At 39.3% G+C, this 21,780-nt stretch carries 19 protein-coding genes; 12 read left to right on the top strand and 7 right to left on the bottom strand.

Features of this window, described 5'->3' with window-relative positions; genetic code table 11:
- Nucleotides 1-97 precede the first annotated feature (97 nt).
- On the top strand, nt 98-1,012 hold the full coding sequence (locus tag EWM59_RS12015; RefSeq protein ID WP_130021223.1) for an ABC transporter ATP-binding protein: 915 nt from the start codon (nt 98-100) through the stop codon (nt 1,010-1,012).
- Nucleotides 1,013-1,045: 33 nt separating this feature from the next.
- Entirely contained in the window at nt 1,046-2,383 is a 1,338-nt protein-coding gene (locus tag EWM59_RS12010; protein WP_130021222.1) for an ABC transporter permease, read from the top strand.
- A gap of 7 nt (nt 2,384-2,390) precedes the next feature.
- Here the strand turns inward: EWM59_RS12010 and EWM59_RS12005 are convergent, their stop codons facing one another.
- Nucleotides 2,391-3,077, bottom strand: coding sequence for a peptidoglycan DD-metalloendopeptidase family protein (locus EWM59_RS12005; protein ID WP_130021221.1), 687 nt, complete (start codon nt 3,075-3,077; stop codon nt 2,391-2,393).
- A 117-nt stretch (nt 3,078-3,194) separates the two neighbouring features.
- On the opposite strand from EWM59_RS12005, the gene EWM59_RS12000 reads away from it, so the two are divergent.
- Nucleotides 3,195-4,979: an ABC transporter ATP-binding protein gene (locus tag EWM59_RS12000; protein ID WP_130021220.1), complete on the top strand. Its 1,785-nt coding sequence runs from the start codon at nt 3,195-3,197 to the stop codon at nt 4,977-4,979.
- 1 nt (nt 4,980) lies between these two features.
- On the opposite strand, the gene EWM59_RS11995 is transcribed toward EWM59_RS12000, so the two are convergent.
- The 6 genes from EWM59_RS11995 to EWM59_RS11970 all read right to left on the bottom strand — a co-directional run bounded on the left by EWM59_RS11995 (nt 4,981) and on the right by EWM59_RS11970 (nt 11,356).
- Nucleotides 4,981-6,816, bottom strand: a complete 1,836-nt coding sequence (locus EWM59_RS11995; RefSeq protein WP_165372161.1) for a TonB family protein — start codon at nt 6,814-6,816, stop codon at nt 4,981-4,983.
- Entirely contained in the window at nt 6,816-7,226 is a 411-nt protein-coding gene (locus tag EWM59_RS11990; protein WP_130021218.1) for an energy transducer TonB, read from the bottom strand. The genes EWM59_RS11995 and EWM59_RS11990 overlap by 1 nt, the downstream gene beginning before the upstream one ends.
- A gap of 251 nt (nt 7,227-7,477) precedes the next feature.
- On the bottom strand, nt 7,478-9,088 hold the full coding sequence (locus EWM59_RS11985) for a M56 family metallopeptidase (protein ID WP_130021217.1): 1,611 nt from the start codon (nt 9,086-9,088) through the stop codon (nt 7,478-7,480).
- Between the two features lie 88 nt (nt 9,089-9,176).
- A complete protein-coding gene (locus EWM59_RS11980; protein ID WP_116981083.1) occupies nt 9,177-9,548 on the bottom strand; it encodes a BlaI/MecI/CopY family transcriptional regulator in 372 nt (123 codons plus the stop codon).
- A gap of 156 nt (nt 9,549-9,704) precedes the next feature.
- Nucleotides 9,705-10,217 carry a photosynthetic reaction center cytochrome c subunit family protein gene (locus EWM59_RS11975; RefSeq protein ID WP_130021216.1) on the bottom strand — a complete coding sequence of 171 codons (513 nt, stop codon included), beginning with the start codon at nt 10,215-10,217 and terminating at the stop codon, nt 9,705-9,707.
- 257 nt (nt 10,218-10,474) lie between these two features.
- Nucleotides 10,475-11,356 carry a dienelactone hydrolase family protein gene (locus EWM59_RS11970; RefSeq protein WP_130021215.1) on the bottom strand — a complete coding sequence of 294 codons (882 nt, stop codon included), beginning with the start codon at nt 11,354-11,356 and terminating at the stop codon, nt 10,475-10,477.
- 226 nt (nt 11,357-11,582) lie between these two features.
- Here EWM59_RS11970 and EWM59_RS11965 point away from each other — a divergent pair, with 226 nt between their 5' ends.
- The 9 genes from EWM59_RS11965 to EWM59_RS11925 all read left to right on the top strand — a co-directional run bounded on the left by EWM59_RS11965 (nt 11,583) and on the right by EWM59_RS11925 (nt 21,328).
- Entirely contained in the window at nt 11,583-12,809 is a 1,227-nt protein-coding gene (locus tag EWM59_RS11965; RefSeq protein WP_130021214.1) for a hypothetical protein, read from the top strand.
- Complete coding sequence (locus tag EWM59_RS11960; RefSeq protein WP_130021213.1) at nt 12,806-13,390, top strand: DNA N-6-adenine-methyltransferase; 585 nt, start codon at nt 12,806-12,808, stop codon at nt 13,388-13,390. The genes EWM59_RS11965 and EWM59_RS11960 overlap by 4 nt, the downstream gene beginning before the upstream one ends.
- A gap of 697 nt (nt 13,391-14,087) precedes the next feature.
- Complete coding sequence (locus EWM59_RS11955; protein ID WP_130021212.1) at nt 14,088-15,563, top strand: peptide MFS transporter; 1,476 nt, start codon at nt 14,088-14,090, stop codon at nt 15,561-15,563.
- A 102-nt stretch (nt 15,564-15,665) separates the two neighbouring features.
- Nucleotides 15,666-16,442: a PASTA domain-containing protein gene (locus tag EWM59_RS11950; protein WP_130021211.1), complete on the top strand. Its 777-nt coding sequence runs from the start codon at nt 15,666-15,668 to the stop codon at nt 16,440-16,442.
- A 32-nt stretch (nt 16,443-16,474) separates the two neighbouring features.
- Nucleotides 16,475-18,313, top strand: coding sequence for a T9SS type A sorting domain-containing protein (locus EWM59_RS11945; RefSeq protein ID WP_130021210.1), 1,839 nt, complete (start codon nt 16,475-16,477; stop codon nt 18,311-18,313).
- Between the two features lie 267 nt (nt 18,314-18,580).
- Nucleotides 18,581-18,895, top strand: coding sequence for a rhodanese-like domain-containing protein (locus EWM59_RS11940; protein ID WP_130021209.1), 315 nt, complete (start codon nt 18,581-18,583; stop codon nt 18,893-18,895).
- 1 nt (nt 18,896) lies between these two features.
- The gene (locus EWM59_RS11935; protein ID WP_130021208.1) at nt 18,897-19,367 is read left to right on the top strand and encodes an NADH-quinone oxidoreductase subunit A; all 471 of its coding nucleotides are present in this window, start codon (nt 18,897-18,899) and stop codon (nt 19,365-19,367) included.
- Complete coding sequence (locus tag EWM59_RS11930) at nt 19,364-19,873, top strand: NADH-quinone oxidoreductase subunit B (RefSeq protein WP_130021207.1); 510 nt, start codon at nt 19,364-19,366, stop codon at nt 19,871-19,873. The genes EWM59_RS11935 and EWM59_RS11930 overlap by 4 nt, the downstream gene beginning before the upstream one ends.
- A gap of 294 nt (nt 19,874-20,167) precedes the next feature.
- The gene (locus tag EWM59_RS11925) at nt 20,168-21,328 is read left to right on the top strand and encodes a hypothetical protein (RefSeq protein WP_130021206.1); all 1,161 of its coding nucleotides are present in this window, start codon (nt 20,168-20,170) and stop codon (nt 21,326-21,328) included.
- Nucleotides 21,329-21,780 lie beyond the last annotated feature (452 nt).

Below are 21,780 nucleotides of genomic sequence, written 5' to 3'. Positions count from 1 at the left end.
AAGCCTTTCATGAAAGAATAAATCCTTTTATATATATTTCTTTATTACTTTTGAGAAGACCTTTAAATTTGAGCCACTAAACCAAATAAAAACTACTGTGAATAACATACTCGAAGTACACAATGTTGTGAAACGCTATGCGCAGCATACGGCTCTCAACAATGTAAGTATCAATGTTCCGAAAGGCCTGATTTTCGGGCTATTGGGTCCGAATGGCGCAGGAAAAACCTCCCTTATCCGTATCATTAACCAGATTACCGGCCCCGACGAAGGCCATATCTTATTCAACGGGCAAAAACTGCAACCTGAACACATCAAAGAAATTGGTTATTTGCCGGAAGAGCGCGGACTTTATAAAAAAATGAAAGTCGGTGAGCAATTACTGTATCTGGCACAATTAAAAGGATTGTCGGAAAAGCAGGCGATGGAAAAGCTGAAAGAGTGGTTTATCAAGTTTGATATTAAAACCTGGTGGACCAAAAACGTGGAAGACCTATCGAAAGGTATGCAGCAGAAAATTCAGTTTGTAGCTACTGTTCTTCACGAGCCACAACTGATTATTTTAGATGAGCCTTTCTCCGGCTTTGACCCTATCAACGCCAATCTGATAAAAGATGAGATTCTGGAACTGAAGAAAAAAGGAACAACCATTATTTTCTCAACCCACCGCATGGAATCTGTCGAAGAATTATGCGACCACGTAGCGCTTATCAACAAATCGCACAAGGTATTAGACGGACCTAAGAAACAAATCAAAGAACAGTTTAAAACACATACCTATAGCGTAGAGTACTTAGGCGATTTAAGTGATGAATATGCCGATTTTGATATAATCAAGACCGAAACCGTAGAAGATAACTACAAGAAATCTACCATTAAACTTAAACCTGAAGTACCTGTAAACGGCCTGGTCAGACAACTGATTGACAAAGTTGAGATTCGTACTTTCGGAGAGAATATTCCGAGTATGAATGATATTTTCATTGCGGCAGTTAATGAAATACCTCAATAAGTTTCTATTCTTCAAAACAAGCCTAAAATTATCATGAAAAACATATTCCTCGTTTTAAAAAGAGAATACCTCACCAGAGTGCGCAAAAAGTCATTTATTGTAATGACTATTCTCGGCCCGCTCCTGATTGGTGCCTTTTACGGTTTCATCGGCTGGACGGCCATGTCGTCTATCAGCCTGAAAAAAGTAGAAGTAATCGATGAAAGCAATTTGTTCAAAGGCAAGTTTAAAAACACCGAAGAACTGTCTTATACCTATTCGTCACAATCTTTAGATGCTGCCAAAAAATACTTTTCAAAAAGCAAGCAGGATGCCCTGGTGTATATTCCAAAAGATATTATGGAAAACCCCAAAGGTGTAAAGATTTTTTCTGAAAAAAGCCTTTCAATTGAATTACAGAATGGAATTGAAAAAACCATTGAAAATGAGATAGAAAATATTAAATTGACTGAAGCAGGCATTACACAGAAAGTATTAGAAGATGCCAAAATGAATGTAAGCACCGAAACCATTAGTCTGAGTGCAGAAGGTGAAAAAAGCAATAGTGCTGTGGCAGCCACTATCATTGGTTATATCTGCGCATTCCTGATTTATATTACTGTATTTATTTTCGGTGTGCAGGTAATGAGAAGCGTGATGGAGGAAAAAACCAGTCGTATTGTAGAGGTAATTATCTCTTCTATCAAGCCTTTTGAACTGATGATGGGTAAAATCATTGGGGTAGCCTTGGTAGGATTAACCCAGTTTACACTCTGGATTATTTTGTCTTTTGCCGTAACAACTGCGGCAACCGCTATGTTCGGCGAGAAGTTTGCAGGCTCTCCGCAACAACGTATGGAGCAAGTAAAAAATATGCCTCAGGCACAGGAAATAGAAAAACAAGTAAAAAAAGAATCATCTAAGGGAGTAGGATTATATGGCAGAGCCATGAAAGCCGTGCAGACTTTACCCTGGGTTACCATTCTGGTTTGCTTTATCTTCTATTTCTTAGGTGGCTATCTGTTATACAGTGCCTTATTCGGAGCCGTTGGTTCGGCTGTAGATAGCGAAACCGATGTGCAGCAATTTATGTTGCCCATTACACTCCCCATTATTTTTGCTATTGCCATTGCTCAGTTTGTGATTCGTGAACCTGATGGTAATCTGGCGTTCTGGACATCAATGATTCCGTTTACGTCCCCTATCATCATGATGGTTCGTATTCCGTTTGGTGTGCCGGCGTGGCAAATTATTCTTTCGATGGTCATTCTTACCGGAGGTTTTATCGGTACAACGTGGTTAGCAGCCCGTATTTACCGGGTAGGTATCCTGATGTTCGGTAAAAAACCAACCTTCAAAGAAATTGGTAAATGGATTTTTTATAAGGGGTAAAAGCACCTCACCCCAACCCCTCTCCATTTGGAGAGGGGCTAAAAAAGTCTCCCTCCGCGCGGGGTGAGGACAACCCCAACAAAAAATCAGGATTCAGGCATATTTTCTCAAATTTAGCTTTATCTTCTGCTGTACACACGCCCGGAAAATCGCCGTGCATACCCAACAAATCAGTCATTACCTGAAAATGCAAATGTGGCGGCCAGTCGCCGTTAATCGGATAATCCCCTATTTCAGCAATTTTCTCACCTGCTTTAATGGGTTTCCCTTCATAAAGCCCCTCTAACGATGCTAAAGATAAATGCCCGTAAAGTGTATAAAGTGGTTTACCTTCGTAGGTATGCGCCAATATAATGGTTGGGCCATAATCACCAAAATTGGCGTTGTTTTTAAAACTATGTATCTCACCCTCTAATGGTGCATAAACAGGCGTTCCGGCTTCAGCCCATAAATCAATGCCTAAATGAATATTTCTCTGTACTTCTCCGGCATTTAAGAAATGCTCACTTCTTCTGTAAATCACCCGGTTTTCCATGTATCCTCCTATACCCATCTTCGCCCCTGCTGAATGAATTTTATTAAATACATAGCTGGAGAATTTAGCTGTATCTACTAAATCTACCGTTGCTAATTCAGGGTTATTAGCTGTAAAATCAAGCGGAATATAAGCGTCTATATCAACGACTTTATACATGGTTTTGAGCAGGTTTCTTAATTAAATTGTACGGAATGTATTTTACGCAATTATAACAGTATTTTAAGTAAAATTTGTCAAAAAATCCCGTCCTTTGTAACAGTTTCTGTCTAACCTATGAATAACCCCTACGTTTCTCTCCTCCGCACAGCCTGGAAATACGCCCGACAAGAAAAAAACAAGTATGTTTTTATCTATGGGCTTTTTGTGATGGCCAATGTAGTAGCTGCGCTTAATCCGCTTCTCTACGGCTGGTTTGTAGATAGTATCCAGCGTGATAGTGCCAAAATATGGGATAGTACTTTACTTTATGGGGGTCTATTTTTATTACTGAAATTATTGGAATGGGCTTTCCACGGTCCTGCCCGCATCATGGAACGGGACTTAGCTTTTAACCTTAGCCGGAACTTTTTAGATGAGTTGTATCATCAGACGCTCCATTTACCAATTCGTTGGCACCAGGATAATCACAGTGGGTCAACTATCAACCGCATCCGTAAGGCTTATGAAGCCCTGAAACACTTCTTCCAAGATGGATTCATGTTCTTGCACGCTATATTCAAATTTGTGTTTTCGTTTGGAGCCATGCTCTATTTTTCGCCAATGTTCGGAGGCATCGGTATCCTGATGGGTCTGCTTACTATCTGGGTGATTTTCAAATTCGACAAGCCTTTTATCAAAGCCTTAGACGAAACCAATGAAAAAGAACACGTAGTTTCATCTACCCTGTTCGATAGTCTTTCTAATATCATTACGGTAATTACCTTGCGGTTAGAGAAACGCATGGAATCGAGCCTGATGCAAAAGGTAAAAGAGGTATTACCTCCATTCCGCCGGAATGTGCGTCTCAACGAGTGGAAATGGTTTGTAGCCGATACGCTGGTTACCCTCATTTACTGTGTAATTGCCATTGGCTATGTCTATCAGCATTGGGAGCCGGGCAAGCCTTTTTATATTGGCGGACTGGTTACGCTGTTAGGCTATGTAATTCAGTTTACCAGTGTGTTTCATGATGTGGCGTGGCAATATACCAATATTGTGCAATACAATACCGATGTGCAAACTGCCCGGAGCATCGGCCAATCGTTTCAGGTACATCACAGACCTGATGCTGTTCAGGAATTGCCCGAAGACTGGAAGAAAATTTCTATATCTGGGCTTAATTTTTCGCATAATGCTACCTACGAAGAAGGCAAAGCAGCCCATAGCCTGCACAACCTGAGTATTCTGATTGAAAAAGGGAAAAAGATTGCTTTTATCGGTGAAAGCGGCAGCGGAAAAAGTACAGTACTGGCGCTTTTGAGAGGCTTATATGAGGCTGAACCGCATGTAAAGGTAACGGTTGATGGGGAACAATATGATTCATTAGCTATTATTTCTGAAACCATTACGCTTTTCCCGCAAGAGCCAGAAATATTTGAGAATACGATTGCTTATAATATTACCTTAGGGTTGCCTTTTGAAGAGGACGATATTCTGAAAGTGAGCGAAACGGCTCATTTTAAAGAAGTAATACAGCATTTACCTAAAGGGCTGGAATCGAATATTCAGGAGAAAGGGGTAAATCTATCAGGCGGACAAAAACAACGTCTGGCATTGGCAAGGGGTGTTCTGGCAGCTCGTCTGAGCGAAATTGTCTTGCTCGATGAGCCTACCAGCAGTGTTGACCCCAAAACAGAAGTGCAGATTTATAACAAACTATTCAAGGAATTTAAAGATAAGGCGGTACTCTCTTCCCTGCACCGCTTGCACTTACTGACCAAATTTGATTATGTATATATTTTGCAGAATGGCCGTATTATAGACGAAGGTACTTTCAAGCACCTGAAAGAAAACAGTGCCGTATTTCAGGAATTATGGAAGCATCAGGAACATTTACAGCCTAAAGAAGAAAAAGTTTAGGCTATTTCTTTGTTTCCTTTGCTGTAATCTTTCTGTTGATGATTATCACGCCATTTCTGCCTTTTTCGCCATAAATTTTAACGGCTGATTCATCTTTCAGTACGTGTATTGAATCAATCTCATCAGGGTTCAATTGGTCCATATCTTCCCTTTTTATTTCTTTGCCATCAAGAATAAACAGATTCTCGCTTCCATTAATCCCTCTCAGCCTGACTCTGGCAACGCTTCTGGTTCTATCATAACTTGTAGGAACGTTTGTTATGTTGGCTATTTTATTCTCTTCCATTATAAAATTGACAGGTATTGTAAACATCACATTCACAAGCTCACCGTTTTGCCTGCCGGGTTTCCAGCGAGGCATTTGCGAAAGCACCCTTACCGTTTCTTCATCACAACCATAGCCTATACCTTTCAGAATTTTTATATCGCTGATAGAACCGTCTTTTCTGATGATAAATCTGGCAAAGACTTTTCCGAATATATTATTTTTTTCTGCCTCTAAAGGGTATTTCAGGTTATTGCCAATAAAAGCAAACAGTTCTGTATTCCCGCCCGGATATTCAGGGTTTTCATCTACTGACTCAAAAATTACATCATCACGCCCCCATATACTACTTTTATCAGGTGTTACTTTCACTTCTTCTAATCCTATACGCTCCGGTTGTTTTAATTTCAGCGATACGGTTATGGCCGTTTTATCACCTACCGGTATAGCTGTGGTTTCATAGCCTTTAAAACTAAAACGCAGTTTATCGTCGGCCGAAACATTGATTTTAAAATCACCTTTGGCATCGGTGGTAGTACCTCTTTCTTTGCCCACTACTTCAATAATAACACCGGATAAAGGCTTGCCATCATCGGCAGAAACCACCTTGCCACTAATCACTTTATCGTCTGCATCAGCTAATTGCACGCCTTTTTCAGGGATGGTATGTACCGGAGTTTCAAACCCTACCCTACTTTCATTCAACCCTGTAAGTTTAACTTCTACCAAATCAAGCACCTGATTGGTAACAACGGTAGCTGATGAAAGCACCAGCATCAGCACAAATAAGGGTACAGCCAGGCCATATTTTAATAGCATAATATTGCGTGAACGGGGTTTACTTAGCATCTGAATACGGCGTTTAAGCGTTGAATGTGTAAAAAACCGATTGGTTAACTGGTCGGGTTGTAAGCCAAATTCTTGTGTAAAAAGCAACATGGCGTAGTCGGCCTTTGAGTTTTCGTTTTGTGCCGCAATGTCATCGGCAATAAACTCATGGATATGCTTGATGTCTTTTTTGTATTGATACACCACCGGATTAAACCAGTTCAATAGGGCAATTACTTCAAAAATCATCACATCAGCCGAATGTAATTGCTGTATATGAACGTGTTCATGCGCCAGAATGGTGTCTCTTTTCTTCAGGGTTTCATCAACAAAACTGTATCCGAAAAAAGAAAAGGCGGTAAACTTCTCAAAATCCTTGTTTTTCAGTACGAGTATCAGTTGCAGTAAAGTAATGAGCAGGCGAATAGTAAAAATACCCATACCTGCCATGTATAAGCCCTCTAAAATATCTCCCCAGGTAAAACTGACTCCTTTAGTTGGTTGGATAAGAATCATTGAGGGGTCGTAGATGGTATAAAACACCTCATTGATTTCTTTGGTAATCAACCACGATTGCACATACTCAGAATACCAGAGCGGAATACCGAACGATAACAAAGCTGAGGCAATCAGATAGACCCGATTCAGGTGATGAAACGTTTCACCGAAAAGTACGAGCCGATAAAAAGCGTAAAAGAGTAATAAGTACAGATTTACCTGAACGAGATAAAATAAAAAGTTCATTATTTTGATGATTTTCCTTCTAATGCGAACATAATGGGCAATACGAGCGACGTACGCACCAGTTCGTTGTCTTTCTTGCCAGGCACCCATTTAGGCATGGCTTTCACAACCCGGGTTACCTCTTCGTCGCATCCATAGCCTAAACTTTGGATAATGGCAGTTTCGCTGATACTTCCGTCTTCCTCAATTATTAATTTAATCATTACCTTACCCTGAATTTTCTTTTTTACGGCTTCTTTAGGGTATTTAAGGTTTTTACCGATAAAATCAAACATGGCAGACATCCCTCCCTGATATTCGGGCGTTTGGTCAACCTGTTCCAATACCGGTTTACTTTTATCTGTTTTTTGAGCAAAAGTAATAGTCACAGAAAACATAGTCATTGTCAGAATATAAAGTAGCTTTTTCATAAATTTTAAAATTTTAAGTTGATATATTTAAGTTGAATTTGTTAAAAAATCTATTGGAATGACAGCGAATGAATTCGTCGCCTAAGAGAACAAAATTGTTTTTTTGTAGAGACGTATTGCAATACGTCTCAAGAACTATCTAACTCTAAAATAATATTTATTGGGTTGGATAGGCCTTTGGAGACGTATTGCAATACGTCTCTACTACTAAAATTGTTCATACAGAGGTCGTCTCATTCGGTGAAACGTAATCAGTATTTATCAGTAATAATAATGGCGCCGTCTCTGGCATTTTCGCCATATTTTTTGAATGCTTCTTCTGGTGAAAGTACCTCTACTTTTGAGTCTTCAACACGGATAGAATACACACTGCCTTTGATATAATTCAATTCTTCGCCGTTGTGCATAATCAGGATTTGCTTCTTACTCATCCAGAAATCTACCCCAAACTCAGCCTGTTGACCAAACAAATCAATTAAAGTCTGATTTTCTCCGATTAACTTCAGATAAGTACTTTCCTTTTCATCCAGGTTTTTGTTGTTTTTCAGAATACTGGTGTACTCTTCCCAGTAAAGTTTTTTCGCACGGCTTATTATCTGATTATCAACTACAATTACCCCTCTGAATGCCGGGTCGATATTACTCTGATTAGCCACAATGCCATACGATTTCCCGATAGTCAGCCGAAGAAAAACCCTTGATTCAACAGGTTTCTTCCTTCTTTCGGCAGGTGTCCAGTAAGGCATGCTTGCCAGAACATTGGCTACTCTACCGTTATAGTCAGGTCTTAATCCCTTGTCAATCGATAATTCTGATAGTTCCCCGTCTTTGTTGACTACAAACGAAGCATAGATATCGCCCTCAACTCTTTTTCCTTCGGGGTACTTGAAGTTTTTGGCAAAGTAAGTCTCAAAAGCTCTGATCCCCCCCTTAAACTCAGCCGGAAGTAAATCGACAGGCTTTACTCTTCTGACATCCTGCGCCACTACAAAATAGCTTAAACAAACCATGAGTGGCAGCACAAATATATATTTGCTAATCATCCAGAGCGGTGTGCGGTTTTTCATCATCATCTGAATCCGTTCTTTCAGCAGTGAGTCCTTGAAAAAATCATTCCCTAAGGTACTGGCATTCATTCTGAAATTATAGGCAAACAGAAACTCGGCATAAGGCACTTTTTCTTCTCCTTCTACAATGCTGTCGGCAATAAATTCATGCAATCGGGTCAATGCGGTTTTGTAGGATAATAGCAGCGGATTAAACCAGCAAAAAATATGTACGAGTTCAATAAAAAATATATCCCAGCTATGCCCTTGGCTGATATGTACCTCTTCGTGGTCAGTAATGATATTGCGGTTATAAAATATATCGTCCTTATTCAGAATCAGAAAATTAAAAAACGAATAAGATGAAAATGCCTTATTGGTACGTAGTAACCAGTATTCACGACCACTCCGTGTTTCCGACATATTGATTGGCTCACTATCACGTAATAATAAGTAAATTTTTACCAGTGCAATGATAAACCGTAAACTGAATACTGCTACCCCTGCCAGATAGATAGCCGTCAGTATGTCCATCCAGTTGAATACAAAATTGTAGTTCTCTACTAAAACAGGCTGGTAAACGGCCGCTTTGATTGTTTCGGCAGGTACCTCATTAAGCGTTACAGGAAGCGGCTGCGAGAACGTATAATTATGCCTGATTTTAATAAAAGGCATCAGAAACGATACTCCTACAGACAGCAACAAATACAAACGGTTGGTTTGAAAGAAAGTGTTTTTGCGTAAAAACACCCAGTAAAAAGCATAGAAAGCAATCAATATCAGATTCACTTTCAGAAGGTAAATCAGTACACTCATATTATCACAGTCGTTTAATTTTTTCGAGAACAATATTTCATAAACCTTACCTGTAATATGTAATTTCTGACTATACAACAGCCAAAAATTATTGCTTTTTCATTTTTTCGATGAGCTTCAGTATCTCATCGGCTTCCTGAACATCTATTTTCTTTTCTCTGACAAAAAATGAGAACATTTCTTCAACCGAATTTTCAAAATACCCTTCCATCAATTTTCCTGTAGCAAAAGACTTGTATTCTTCTTTACTTACCAGCGAAAAGTATTCATGAGTTTTTCCGTAGGCTTTATGCCCGATAAAACCCTTCTGCTCCAGAATACGCACAATAGTTGACACCGTATTATAAGCAGGGCGTGGCTCAGGAAACTCTTCAAGGATATCTTTTACAAAAGCGGGTTCACGAGTCCATAATATCTGCATTACTTCCTCTTCCGCACGGGTCAATTCTCTGAGTTCCATTGTTTTTTCAATTAAATGAATGTATAAAAAGGCCTAAGTATGAAACAAATGTATAACTAAATTTTTAGTTTCAAAACTATTTGTGTAGTTTTTTTTGGTTGGGCAAAAAAAATGTGGTATAGTTTTTAACCATACCACATTTATTATTCTGTTCATTTAATTTCTCGGACGAGGTCTTGCGCCATTTCCCTGTGTTTTCGGACCATCATGCGGTGGCTCTTTCATTTCGTTGTGGCACGAGATACACCCCATTACCACAGGCTGACGGAAAGTTTTCAGATTTGCCAGTATCTCTCTGTTCAACTGGTTAGTCATATCAAACATTTCTCGGGTTTGCAGGTAATGGCGAGGTTTTTCAGAAGCAAAATCGTTCATATCATGGCAAAACTTACAGGTTACGCCCAAGGCATGCCCCCAGCTATTCATGATACTCAATACCTGTTCTGCCGATTTCCCTTTCAGTACTTTAATATTCTTAAATACCGAATCGGCTGCCCTATTTTCTTTACCTCTGATAGAATCTTTATACATATTAATGTACTTCTCTCGGTCAGCCATCAGGGTGTCTTTCCAGGTAATGGCGGCATAGTCTTTTTTTGAGGTGCTACCGATTGAAACAAACGAAGAAATGCCGATAATAATAAACAGAACAGGAATCAGTAATTTCATAGATGCGTCTTATATTTAGAGTCATAGTTTAAGAATGAACCTGTTTAAACTTTTTATTTAATGCGGCCGCCGTGCGGACGAGAATGTAATATTTTTTAATCAGATGAGATTATTTGTTGAGTGCGTAGCAGCGCTACGGACGAAATAAATAAGCGAAATATGATTGAAAAATAGCCATTCGTAGTCGAAAGAAATAAGTTTAAACAGGTTCAAAGTGTCAAATTAATTAAAAATCTGACACTTATCCGTCATTTCAATTAAAATTTCTTTTTCAGATAGGCTAAAGACATGGCATAAGCCTCTTTGGCAAGCGCTTCATCATATTTCGGATTGCTCGGATTGGCAAAACCATGTACTCCATCAAAAATCTTATACGTCAGTTTTTTTCCGGCCGCTTTCATATTGGCATCAAATTCCTCAATTACTTCTTTTGAAATACGGGTTTCAGTAGCAAACAAACCCAATACATCGCCATTCAGTTTTTTCAGTTGTTCTACATCTCGTACAGGCATACCATAATACATAACCGTTCCAACAGTCTGAGAGCCACCCAATAAGCCTGAACGAAGCGACCAGCCTCCACCAAAACACCAGCCTACATTGGCAATTTTAGCATTTTTACCTGCATAGGCTATCCCTCCTTTCACAATGTTTTCCAATCGGGTTTCATTCACGCCTGACACCAGTTTACCTGCTTCCTGCGGATTACTTGTTACTTTGCCATCGTACATATCCAAAGCCAATACGTTTACATCTTCGCCCAGGTCTTTATAATAGGTATCCGACTGACGTTTGATATAGTCGTTCAATCCCCACCACTCCTGATACACAAATAACCATTTGTTGCTGTTGCCTTTAGCTTTAATAAAATAGCCTTTAGCGTCCATGCCATCAGGGGTTTTAAATGTAATGTCTTTTCCTGTAGCATCGTAGCTTAATGGCAGTGGAGCGAGGTGCAAAGCCTGAAAAGCAGGATCGAGTGCAAATTGTTTCATGCCATCTTTTTCAGGTAAAGATTCGAGAGGCGTATGACAAACAGTAATTTGAGAAGCAGGAACAGCTTCGTTAGTTTTGGTTACCGAAAAAAATGCCCAGATACTTAAAAATAATACCTGTAGGGTAATCATTGATTTAATCATTTGCTTAGATATGGTTAAGATTAATATGTACTAAATTTACAAATGTTTTTACATTCTGCTAAAGTGGATTACCTTGAATTCTTGAATCTTAAATAATATCCATTTAATAATCTCTTTGCTTTACAGCACTGACTTACAGAAGCCTAAAATACTTTTATCTATGTAAATGTAATATTACTCGTATTTTTTATAATTTGCGTTCGATATTTCAACAAATTCAATTATAATGGACGAAAAAGACCCAAAACCTCTTGAAGAAATTGTTCAACCAGCCCAACCAACAATATCTTATCAATCCGTTGATAAATTACAAAGACTTCTTGCAGATGAGGTTTTTAAGCATACAAAAGACCCTAAAAAGGCGGCAGGTCGAGCTTTAGGTACTTTAGTTGAGGTTATTACTTATTATCTTTTAAAAACTTGGGGTTTAAATAATCAAATATCAATAGAGCAACGATTAGAAGAATATGGGAACACCCTCATCTCTCATAATGTAGAATATTCACTTCATCCAATTATTAGAAGCTATGTTCTTAATTTTCCTAAAACGGAAAAGAATATAACTGCAAATATGATTTTAAAAACACTTACAGGTGAAAGTTTTGATTTAACTGGAATGAAGAAAACAAACCTTAGTTTATTAAGCAATAATATACTCAGGAATGCCTGTATAATTGCTAAGAGTGAAGACACAAATTTGTTATGTAGTATTGAATCTGAGACAGAGGAGTTTTTGCGCCTTCATATATATGAACAGTACAAAAAACCTTACGCAATGCTTGAATGTAAGCGTGTTGGAGTTGAAGAAGGTATGTCAAAAGGTCCTCAAACTATTGAAAAAGCAAAACAGGGAGCATATGTAGCTCGAGTAGCCTCGTCTTTGCAAAAGATAAGGAATGGCGCCGGGGATATGCAAGGAATTATTTATAAGAGTGATGGTGAATTTATATTAAAGCCGTTTGTAGAATTGATGGAGGAAATAATCAATTCCGATGATGGTGATCTATTGCGTCAATTTATTTTAACAGTTGGAGTAGTTAGCAATCATGGAAACTGGATAAAAAGAGATGCGGATGGTGATTTAAGTTTTAGTGAAGAACTCTTCCAAAAGGAACTTATGGTGTTAGCGAATTCATATGATTGGTTATTATTCTTAACAGATCAAGGTTTATCACAATTCATTGATGAATTATTATTTAAACCAACCGAAGAACATAAAATCTTAAGGGAAACTTTTTTATCAAGTTACGCAGAAGGAAAAAAGAAAAATGAATTCACTAAAGTTCAGATGAATATTCAAGCGGATGGGTTACTTTTGAAATATTTTAGGGACAATCTTCAAATGATAGAGGGCTGGTTTAACGTTATTTCACCTTCAACAAAAACTTTAACTAATTTACAGAGAGAATTAGAGCAATTAAAAAATAAAAACTGGATTGATATATACGAATGAGCGCAGGAAGAAGTATTAATACACTAAGTCAAAGTTGGGGAACACCTCATAAATATGTTAAGGCAGTAAAAGAAGTATTTGGAGGAAAAATTGATTTGGACCCATGTTCAAATGAATATTCTGTTGTTAATGCAGAAGTTGAATATATGTTGCCTTATCATAACGGATTAGAAGAATCATGGAATTTTAAAACCATATTTGTTAATCCTCCTTATGGAATAGATAAAGAAAGAAATACAACAATTAAAAATTGGCTATCAAAATGCGCTTATGCTCATGAAAAATTTGATGCAGAGGTTTTAGCTCTTGTACCAATAGCAGCTAATACTGCGCATTGGAAGAGGTTTGTATTTACAAAAGCAACATCAATTTGCTTTTTATATGATACTAGGCTTAAATTTCTTGAAAATGGTATTGACAAAGGTAAAGGGGCACCTATGGCATGTTCAATGATTTATTGGGGTAGCTATTATGAAAAATTTTATGACGTATTTATAGAATATGGAGCTGTAGTAGATATCAGAAATCTTATTGGTGAAAGCATTGGAGCGGATCGCAAAAACTTAAAAATCTTTGCCTAACTTGTAAAATCGATTAGTGTAATCTGTTTTTTTGTAAAAAAATAGCTTTGCAAAAAGCCTTTGAGAAAATATAACTCTTCAAAAACAAGCCCCGCCAAAAGCGGGGCCTTTCTATTTTTATTCTAAGCAAAATTAAACCTTAAAACATACTATCATTACAACATAGAACCATGTGTACCTACACAACCGCCGCAGTCTCTGTTAATCTCTTGTCCGATAAAAGCTCATGTGATTAGGGGTTCTGATGAAGTGAGACAAAGATAGTGAGAATAGAAATGCGAAACAAATATTTTCAGCGAAATTTCGCTATCAATTTATTATTTTTTTATCTCTCTTTTATCAGTGAATTAAATGCTAAAATTGTGATACTTACCTGATGTATTTTTTCGCTTTTCTGACGCAGACTATCGGCACAATTGAAGTTTTTTGCTCCTGATTAGATAAGTTTTTCTAAAATATGCGTTATTTACGGTAATTTCTGATTATTAAGAAAAGGTTTGAATTAAATTTTATAATTCAAAATGAATTATTTTTTGCAAAGACAAGGTGATAAAACCGGAGTTTAGCAGAGCTAAATGAGGATTTTAGCAACGTAGTATTTGCGAAAAATAAACATTTTGAATATAATAAGATTAATTCAAACATTTTCTATCAATCAAAATTCCCTTATTACGATTCATCTTTAACTCTAAACCTAATGAGCGAAAAAACATTGTTTGGCCACCCAAGAGGGCTGTTTGTATTATCTTTTACCGAAATGTGGGAGCGTTTTTCCTATTATGGAATGCGTGCCATTTTGCTACTATTTTTATTAGACAAAACCAAAGGTGGCTTAGGTCTGGACGAGGGAGAGGGCGGTGCTACTTATGGTTTATACACGTTTTCGGTGTATCTATTATCATTACCCGGGGGGTGGCTGGCAGATAATGTTTTAGGCCAACGGAAAGCGATATGGTATGGCGGTATAACCATCATGATTGGACATATAGTATTGGCTTTCCCATCTTCTCAAGCTTTATTCTTTTTAGGTTTGGCACTGGTGGCGATAGGTACAGGCTTATTAAAGCCCAATATCAGCTCGATTGTCAGTGAATTATATCCTGAAGGTGGTGCCGTGCGTGATGCCGCCTTTTCTATTTTTTATATGGGTATCAACCTGGGTTCTTTTTTAGGTATTACCATTGTTGGGTATCTCGGGCAAGTAGTAGGGTGGCATTATGGTTTCGGAGCAGCAGCGGTAGCCATGTTTTTAGGCTTGCTCAATTATCGCTTTTTTGCCGCTCCTTATCTGCAAGAAAAGGGATTATACCCGAAAGCTAAACAAACAGAAAAGACCGATACGCCTGCTAAAGTACAACCTCTTAGCTGGATATTATTAGCCGCTTTGGTGATATTTATATTGGTTATGCAATTCAACGGTTCTTTTACGTGGGGTAGCAAACAAGGCGTAGCTACCTCAATGGGTATTATCTGTGTGGCCGTAGTATTAACTTACTTTGCCAATTTGTTGTTTGCCTCGGGCTTAACTAAAATAGAAATGAAACGGGTAGTTATTCTTTTCATCCTTTTCTGGGGAGCGGTATTATTCTGGGCAGGCTTTGAGCAACAAGGTTCTTCTCTGCAAATTTTTGCCGACCGCCATTCTGAACTACCTTTTAATATGCCTTCAAGCTGGTTTCAGAATTTCAACGCCTTCTTTATCCTGCTTTTTGCGCCAATGGTAGGCGGCATCTGGGTATTTCTTGAAAGACGTAAAATGAATCCGCCATTGCTGGTAAAATTTGCCATCGGATTATTTTTAGTGGCTTTAGGCTATTATATTATGGTAATGGGGGCTAAAGTAGCCGTTCAGGGTTTAAAAGCATCGGCTTTCGTACTTACCTTTACCTATATTTTCCATACATTGGGCGAATTGTGCCTGAGTCCTGTCGGATTAAGTGCCTACACCAAATTAGCCCCCAAACAGTTTTTGAGCCAGTTGATGGGTATCTGGTTTGTGGCAACTGCGCTGGGTAATCTGGTAGCCGGCTTATTTGCCGGAGGCTTTAACGAAGAACGAGTACAGGAAATGCCGGATATGTTCATGAGTATAGTATGGTTCTGCCTCATTGTGGGTGGTATTATTCTGGTGCTTCAAAAGCCATTGAAAAACTGGACAGGCGGCATAAAATAAAAAGTCTTTGTAATTTCCAATAAATCTCTTTTTTTTGCATTGATTCTATATGACAATTCATCATTGTCTAAGGAAAAGAATCCGGAATGCAAACCTATTCAAATGGCAAAATTCAGTACAAGCTCACGGGCAGATATTTTTACGCATATTGGCATCATTATAGCCATCTTTTTGATACTTTTCTTTAGTTTCTTTTTTTTGTATCTCCCCTGGAGTACCAATCACGGGCAATCTATCACCGTTCCTGAACTGAAAGGGATGAGCCTCGAAGAAATGGAAAAAGCCCTGGACGACCGTGACCTTGACTATGAAGTGAGCGATTGCACATTTGTGGCAGGTGCCAGACCATTGACTATCCTGACACAGTTCCCGAAAGCAGGTTCAAGCGTAAAAGAAGGTCGTAAAGTCTATCTGACCATAGTGTCTGAAACCGCACCAATGGTGAAAGTGCCAGATATTATAGGCCGCTCGGTATCAAGTGCTAAAAATCAGTTGCTGAGCAATGGTTTAGTAGCCGGAGAGATTGAATATATTCCGGCAATTGAAGAAAATTCGGTACTGAAAATAAAAGTTGATGGCAGGGAAATAAGTCCCGGCTCGATGGTTCCGAAAGGTTCAAGGATAACCTTTGTGGCAGGTACCGGCTTGAGCGACCAGATGATTGAAGTACCGAATCTGGTGGGAATGGCCGCAGATGAAGCTGAAATATTAGTTTCAGGACAGAATCTTGTATTGACGGTCAATTATGTGGGAGCAGTAGAAGGGTCGGCAGAGGGTACTATTGTCAGTCAAAGGCCAACAGCACAAGGAAATAAAATTCGTGTGGGTGACGTTATCTATGTAGATGTATCAGGCACTGACCCCAATGCACCTAATTGATACAGCACTGTTCATACCATAATCCAAACAACGTGCAAAAGATTTATTTGTATATGCCTTTCTTTTCAGACAACAGACCTGTAATTATTTGCAGGTCTGTTATTTTATTGCTGCTGATTTCGTTACAGACTGCTTATAGTCAGACAGTTCAATTACCTTTTTTTGATGATTTCTCAACTACCATCGGCCCTGTACCTGACCCGAGGCTGTGGGTAAATGGCGGTACGCATATCAATAATACCTTCCCGCTTAATCAGCCCAGCAAAAACGTGGCTACCTTTGATGGCCGTACTGCTACCGGACTGCCTTACGATTATATCAATCAGCTGGCTTATGGCCGAACCGATTCACTGACTTCACGCCCCATTAATCTGGCTGCTTCCCAACCTGCCGATTCGCTCTATTTAAGTTTTTTCTGGCAAGCCCGGGGTATCGGAGAATTACCTGACGATGATGATACCCTGATGGTTTCGTTTCTTTCCAAAAGTAATCAATGGAGGGTAGTGTGGAAACAGGCCGGAGGCATCAGAAGTGATGTTTTTGAGCAGGAACTGATAGCTATTAAAGATACCTCCTTTTTTCATGCCGGATTTCAGTTCAGGTTTGAAACCAAAGGCCGCCAGTCAGGGGCATTTGATACCTGGCACCTCGACTATGTGTATCTGAACAAAAACCGCCGTTCTAACGATATTTATACCAAAGATATAGCCTGTACCCGATTTGTTTCATCTTACCTTAAACGGTATTCAGCTATGCCCATGCGGCAATACAAGGTAAATCCGGCGGCAGAGGTAAACGATACGCTCAGGGCTCAGATGTTTAACTTGCAGGCAGATGCCAATTTCCCGGAGTATGCCTGGAAAATAGAAGAAGTACTATCAAGACGTGTGTATTATAATTCTCCCGGAACTGCATTCGGCACGCTGGCACCAAGAATTACAGGCACCCGACAACTGATTTTCCAACCTATAACCGACCTTACAGCCAATAGAGCTATTCTGAAATTTCAGTTCAGTGTAACTACGGCTGATGCTATTCAGCCCAATTTGCCCGGCTATAATCTTGCCTTAAATGATTCTATTTCGACCTACACCATCTTAGACGATTTTTATGCCTACGATGATGGCACAGCAGAAATTGGGGCAGATTTTGACCAGACGCTCGGCAAAGTGGCCGTTCAGTACATATTAAGTAAGCCCGACAGCATCGGGGCTGTCAGATTCAATTTCAGCCCGTACTTCAGCAATCCTTATCTTAAAGATACTACGGTTTCGGGTGGGCAGTATTTTTTATTGCAGCTATTAGAGAGCGATAAAGGGAAGCCGGGTAAAACCCTGCATCAGCAATCAATCAGAGCAGAATATGGTAAAGCGGTAAATCATTTCAAAGAATATGCCCTCAATCAGAACGTAGCCATAAAAGATACTTTTTATGTGGCATGGACAAAAATAACACAGGAAGTAATTGCGGTTGGCGTTGATAAAAACACGCCACAGTTTGCCGATAAGATATTTTATAACAATGGTGATACCTGGCTACCCAATACCACATTAAAAGGTAGCCTGATGGTCCGCCCGGTTGTAGCTACTAAACCTTCAGGTGGAACCGGCGGCCCCGGTGGTGTAACTTCTACCGAAGAGCCTTTCGGAGAGCCTCTCGTGGTTTATCCGAACCCTACATCGGGCATACTGAAATGGAATTTAACCGGTATCAAATACATCAGGATTATTGATATGGGAGGCAGAGAAGTATTATCAAGAAAAGTTGACGGGCAGGAAATGAATATCGGAAATCTTCCGGCTAATACGTATCTTGTGAACTTTTCTGACGGCAAAAAGAATTTAATTCACAAGATTGTGGTTGTAAATTAAAGCTGTAATTTGTTTATTAAGATTTCAAGAATAATGCGTTCTCAAAATATTATTATCCTTTTCCGTAGAGACGCAATGCTTGCGTCTGCTCCAAAGGGCTATAAATGTTTTAGAACGTTCTATGGGTTTTATCCTTAAATAACATTTACTGGATTGGAAAGACCCAAGGAGACGCAAGCATTGCATCTCTACGAAGAACAATTATTTTATGAAACCAAATAATCAGGTTCTTATCTTTAAGCATACAAATCCAAAACTAATATACTAATGGACAAAAACTATGACATCACCGTAGAGCAACTGAAAGAAATGCTCGAAAGCGAAACACCTATTAATTTAATTGATGTACGTGAAGATTATGAATATGAAGATGATAATCTTGGCGCAAAACTGATACCATTGGGCGAATTGCCTGACAGATTAGATGAATTGGAAGAGCTGAAAGGTCAGCCGATTTATATCCATTGCCGCAGTGGGGCACGCAGCGGACGAGCCAAAGATTTTTTAATAGCCAAAGGCTTTGACGATGTACACAATGTTTCAGGGGGGATTTTAGCCTATCGTGAATTAGAAAACCAATAATATGTTATCTGACTTTGGCATAGTCTTACTGGCACTTATTTTTGCAGCAATAGCCTTAATGCTGGTTTTTGGCATTTCATGGCTGTTGCGCCCTACAAAACCGACCGTAGAAAAGCTGACTACCTATGAGTCTGGCGAAGACCCGATTGGCAATGCCAACATCAGTTTCAACTTCAGATTTTATGTAGTAGCACTGGTTTTTATCTTGTTTGATGTCGAATTAGTGTTTCTGTTTCCGTGGGCAACGGTTTTTGGCAGCAAAGACTTTATTGAACAAACCAACGGACAATGGGGCTGGTTTACACTGGCGGAAATGGTGATTTTTATTGTTGTTTTAGCTTTGGGACTGGCTTATGTGTGGGCAAAAGGGCATTTAGAGTGGGTAAAACCTGAAATAAAAGCGCCTAAATTCAAAAGTAAGATTCCGATGAATATGTATGAGAATGTGAATAAAAAGTACGCAGAAAAATGAATTTCGACTCGCTTGAAAAAGACGTACATATAAAAACGGGGGAAAGTGAGGTAATTCTTACTTCGCTTGACGAAATGGCCAACTGGGCAAGAGCCAATTCTATCTGGCCTATGGGCTTCGGGCTGGCTTGCTGTGCCATTGAAATGATGGCTACCTTTGCCTCTTCTTATGACCTTGAGCGCTTTGGTGTTTTTCCCAGAAACTCTCCCCGACAGTCAGACCTCATGATTATATCAGGTACGGTTACTTTTAAAATGGCGGATAGAATCAGCCGTTTGTATGAGCAGATGCCCGACCCGAAGTATGTTATATCTATGGGAAGTTGCTCAAACTGTGGCGGCCCCTACTGGGAACACGGCTATCATGTAGTAAAAGGCGTTGACAGAATTATTCCTGTTGATGTATATGTACCCGGCTGCCCCCCGCGTCCGGAGGCATTGATAGGCGGTATTTTAAAATTACAGGAGAAAATAAAAACCCAAAAGCTGGCAGATCTGAAAAACTAAAAACAAAATCATACGTTAAGTAAAGAGGTGTATAAAAAGTTGAGGCCTGCAAAATATTATTTGGCGAGACTTCGACCCCACACCCCAACCCCTCTCCCCAACTGTGGGGAGAGGGGCTTTTTTTGTCCCCTCCCCATTGTTGGGGAGGGTCAGGGTGGGGTTATTCCAAATATTATTTGGCATAAAAAACTTTTTAGGCACTCGCTTTTGTTTTATACCGTACCCAATAAAAACATTAAGAAAAATACTATATTGCGAAACATTTCCAAACACTATACCATCTGATATGTTTTCATGAAGACTATTATTTATACCCTTACTGCCTGCGCTATCTTATCTGTTACAGCTTGCTCTAAAAGCGGAACCAAAGCCTTTGAAAAAGGGAATTTCTACGATGCAGTGATGCAGTCGGCAGAAAAACTGAAAAAGGTTAGCGATAACAGCAAATCGGCGGCTGTTTTACCTGAAGCCTACCGCAATGCCCGGAATGAATTTTTAAGAGATATTGAAAGAGCCAGAAATGCCAATCAGCAATTCCGGTGGGAAGCCATCTTGGATTACTATGCCAAACTGAATAATATGCAGAATGCCATTGATCAATGTACGGCTTGCCGTAGGTTGGTGAGTCCGCAGAGCTATTTCAGAGAAGAAGAGGAAGCCCGTGATAATGCTGCTGCCGAACGCTATGCTTTAGGCACTGATTTAATGAGGGCTCGCCCGGGCACTTTACCAAGCCGTGAATCAGCGAGAACAGCTTATGGTCATTTTGAGCGTATAGCCTCTTTTGCACCCAATTATAAAGATGTTCAGAACCGGATGGAAGAGGCCCTGAATGCAGGCTCTTACCATGTAGTGCTTGAGCAACCCAAAATCAATTCACGGTTATTTCAATACAGCAACGAATATTTTCAGGGCCGAATAGATGAGTTTTTGCGTACCAACAGACGCATGAATAAATTTATAAGATTCTATTCGCCACAAGAAGCCAAATCGGCCAAACTTAATCCCGACCAGGTAGTCAGACTTGAATTTATTGATTTTGTAGTAGGTGAAACCAATGTAACCAACGACCGGGTAACTGTAGAAAGCAAAGACAGTGTAAAAACTGGTGAAGCCACAGTAAACGGAAAAAAAGTACCTGTCTATGGCAAAGTAAAAGCCAATCTTGTTCGCTCACATAAGGCAGTTCGTTCAAGAGGGATTTTGTCTTTAGAGATATATGATTATCAGACCAACAAGGTACTTTCAAGAGAAGAAATTCCCGGCGAATTTGTATGGGTAAACGACTGGGCTACTTATAATGGCGATGAAAGAGCATTGAGTCAGGCAGATAGAACCCTTGCGCTGCGACGTGAACAATTGCCGCCTGCGCCTCAGCAATTGTTTATTGAATTTACCAAACCTATTTATGACCAGGTAACCAGCCGTATCAAACGCTTTTATGATAGATATTAAAGCCTTAACACCAGGTATTACATTTACACTCCTCTGATTGATCGTATTATTGAGTGTTCATCTCCAAACAGTTGGAAGAAGGTTCGAGAGACATCAAAGTAGTAGAAGCTATTTATCAGGCTGCCAAAAGTGGTGGTACCGTGAAGATTTCTTCTTAGTGGGGTTGAGGATAGTAATTAGATTTAAGAAATAAACAATCTTTAATAATGACGTTTTGGCTAAAGCCAAATATAATTGATTGATTGATTGTTACCCCCATTTGAAAATGGGCGGACGCCGCGCGGGTCTATTGATTCAATTGCCGCCAGCTTTAGCTGGTGGAATATTAAATTATATCCTTCTAATTGGCTTCAGCCAAAACTATAAGCCGATATTAAAGAATGTTATTTCTTGAGCGTCTTCCAAATATAACAGACATAAAATTATCTTTTGAAACCATCCAAAACAGGGTG

The sequence above is a fragment of the Emticicia agri genome (assembly GCF_004168285.1).
GTDB lineage: Bacteria > Bacteroidota > Bacteroidia > Cytophagales > Spirosomataceae > Emticicia > Emticicia agri.
Note: the sequence above shows the minus strand (reverse complement) of the source record. Positions and strands in the feature narration are given on the sequence as shown.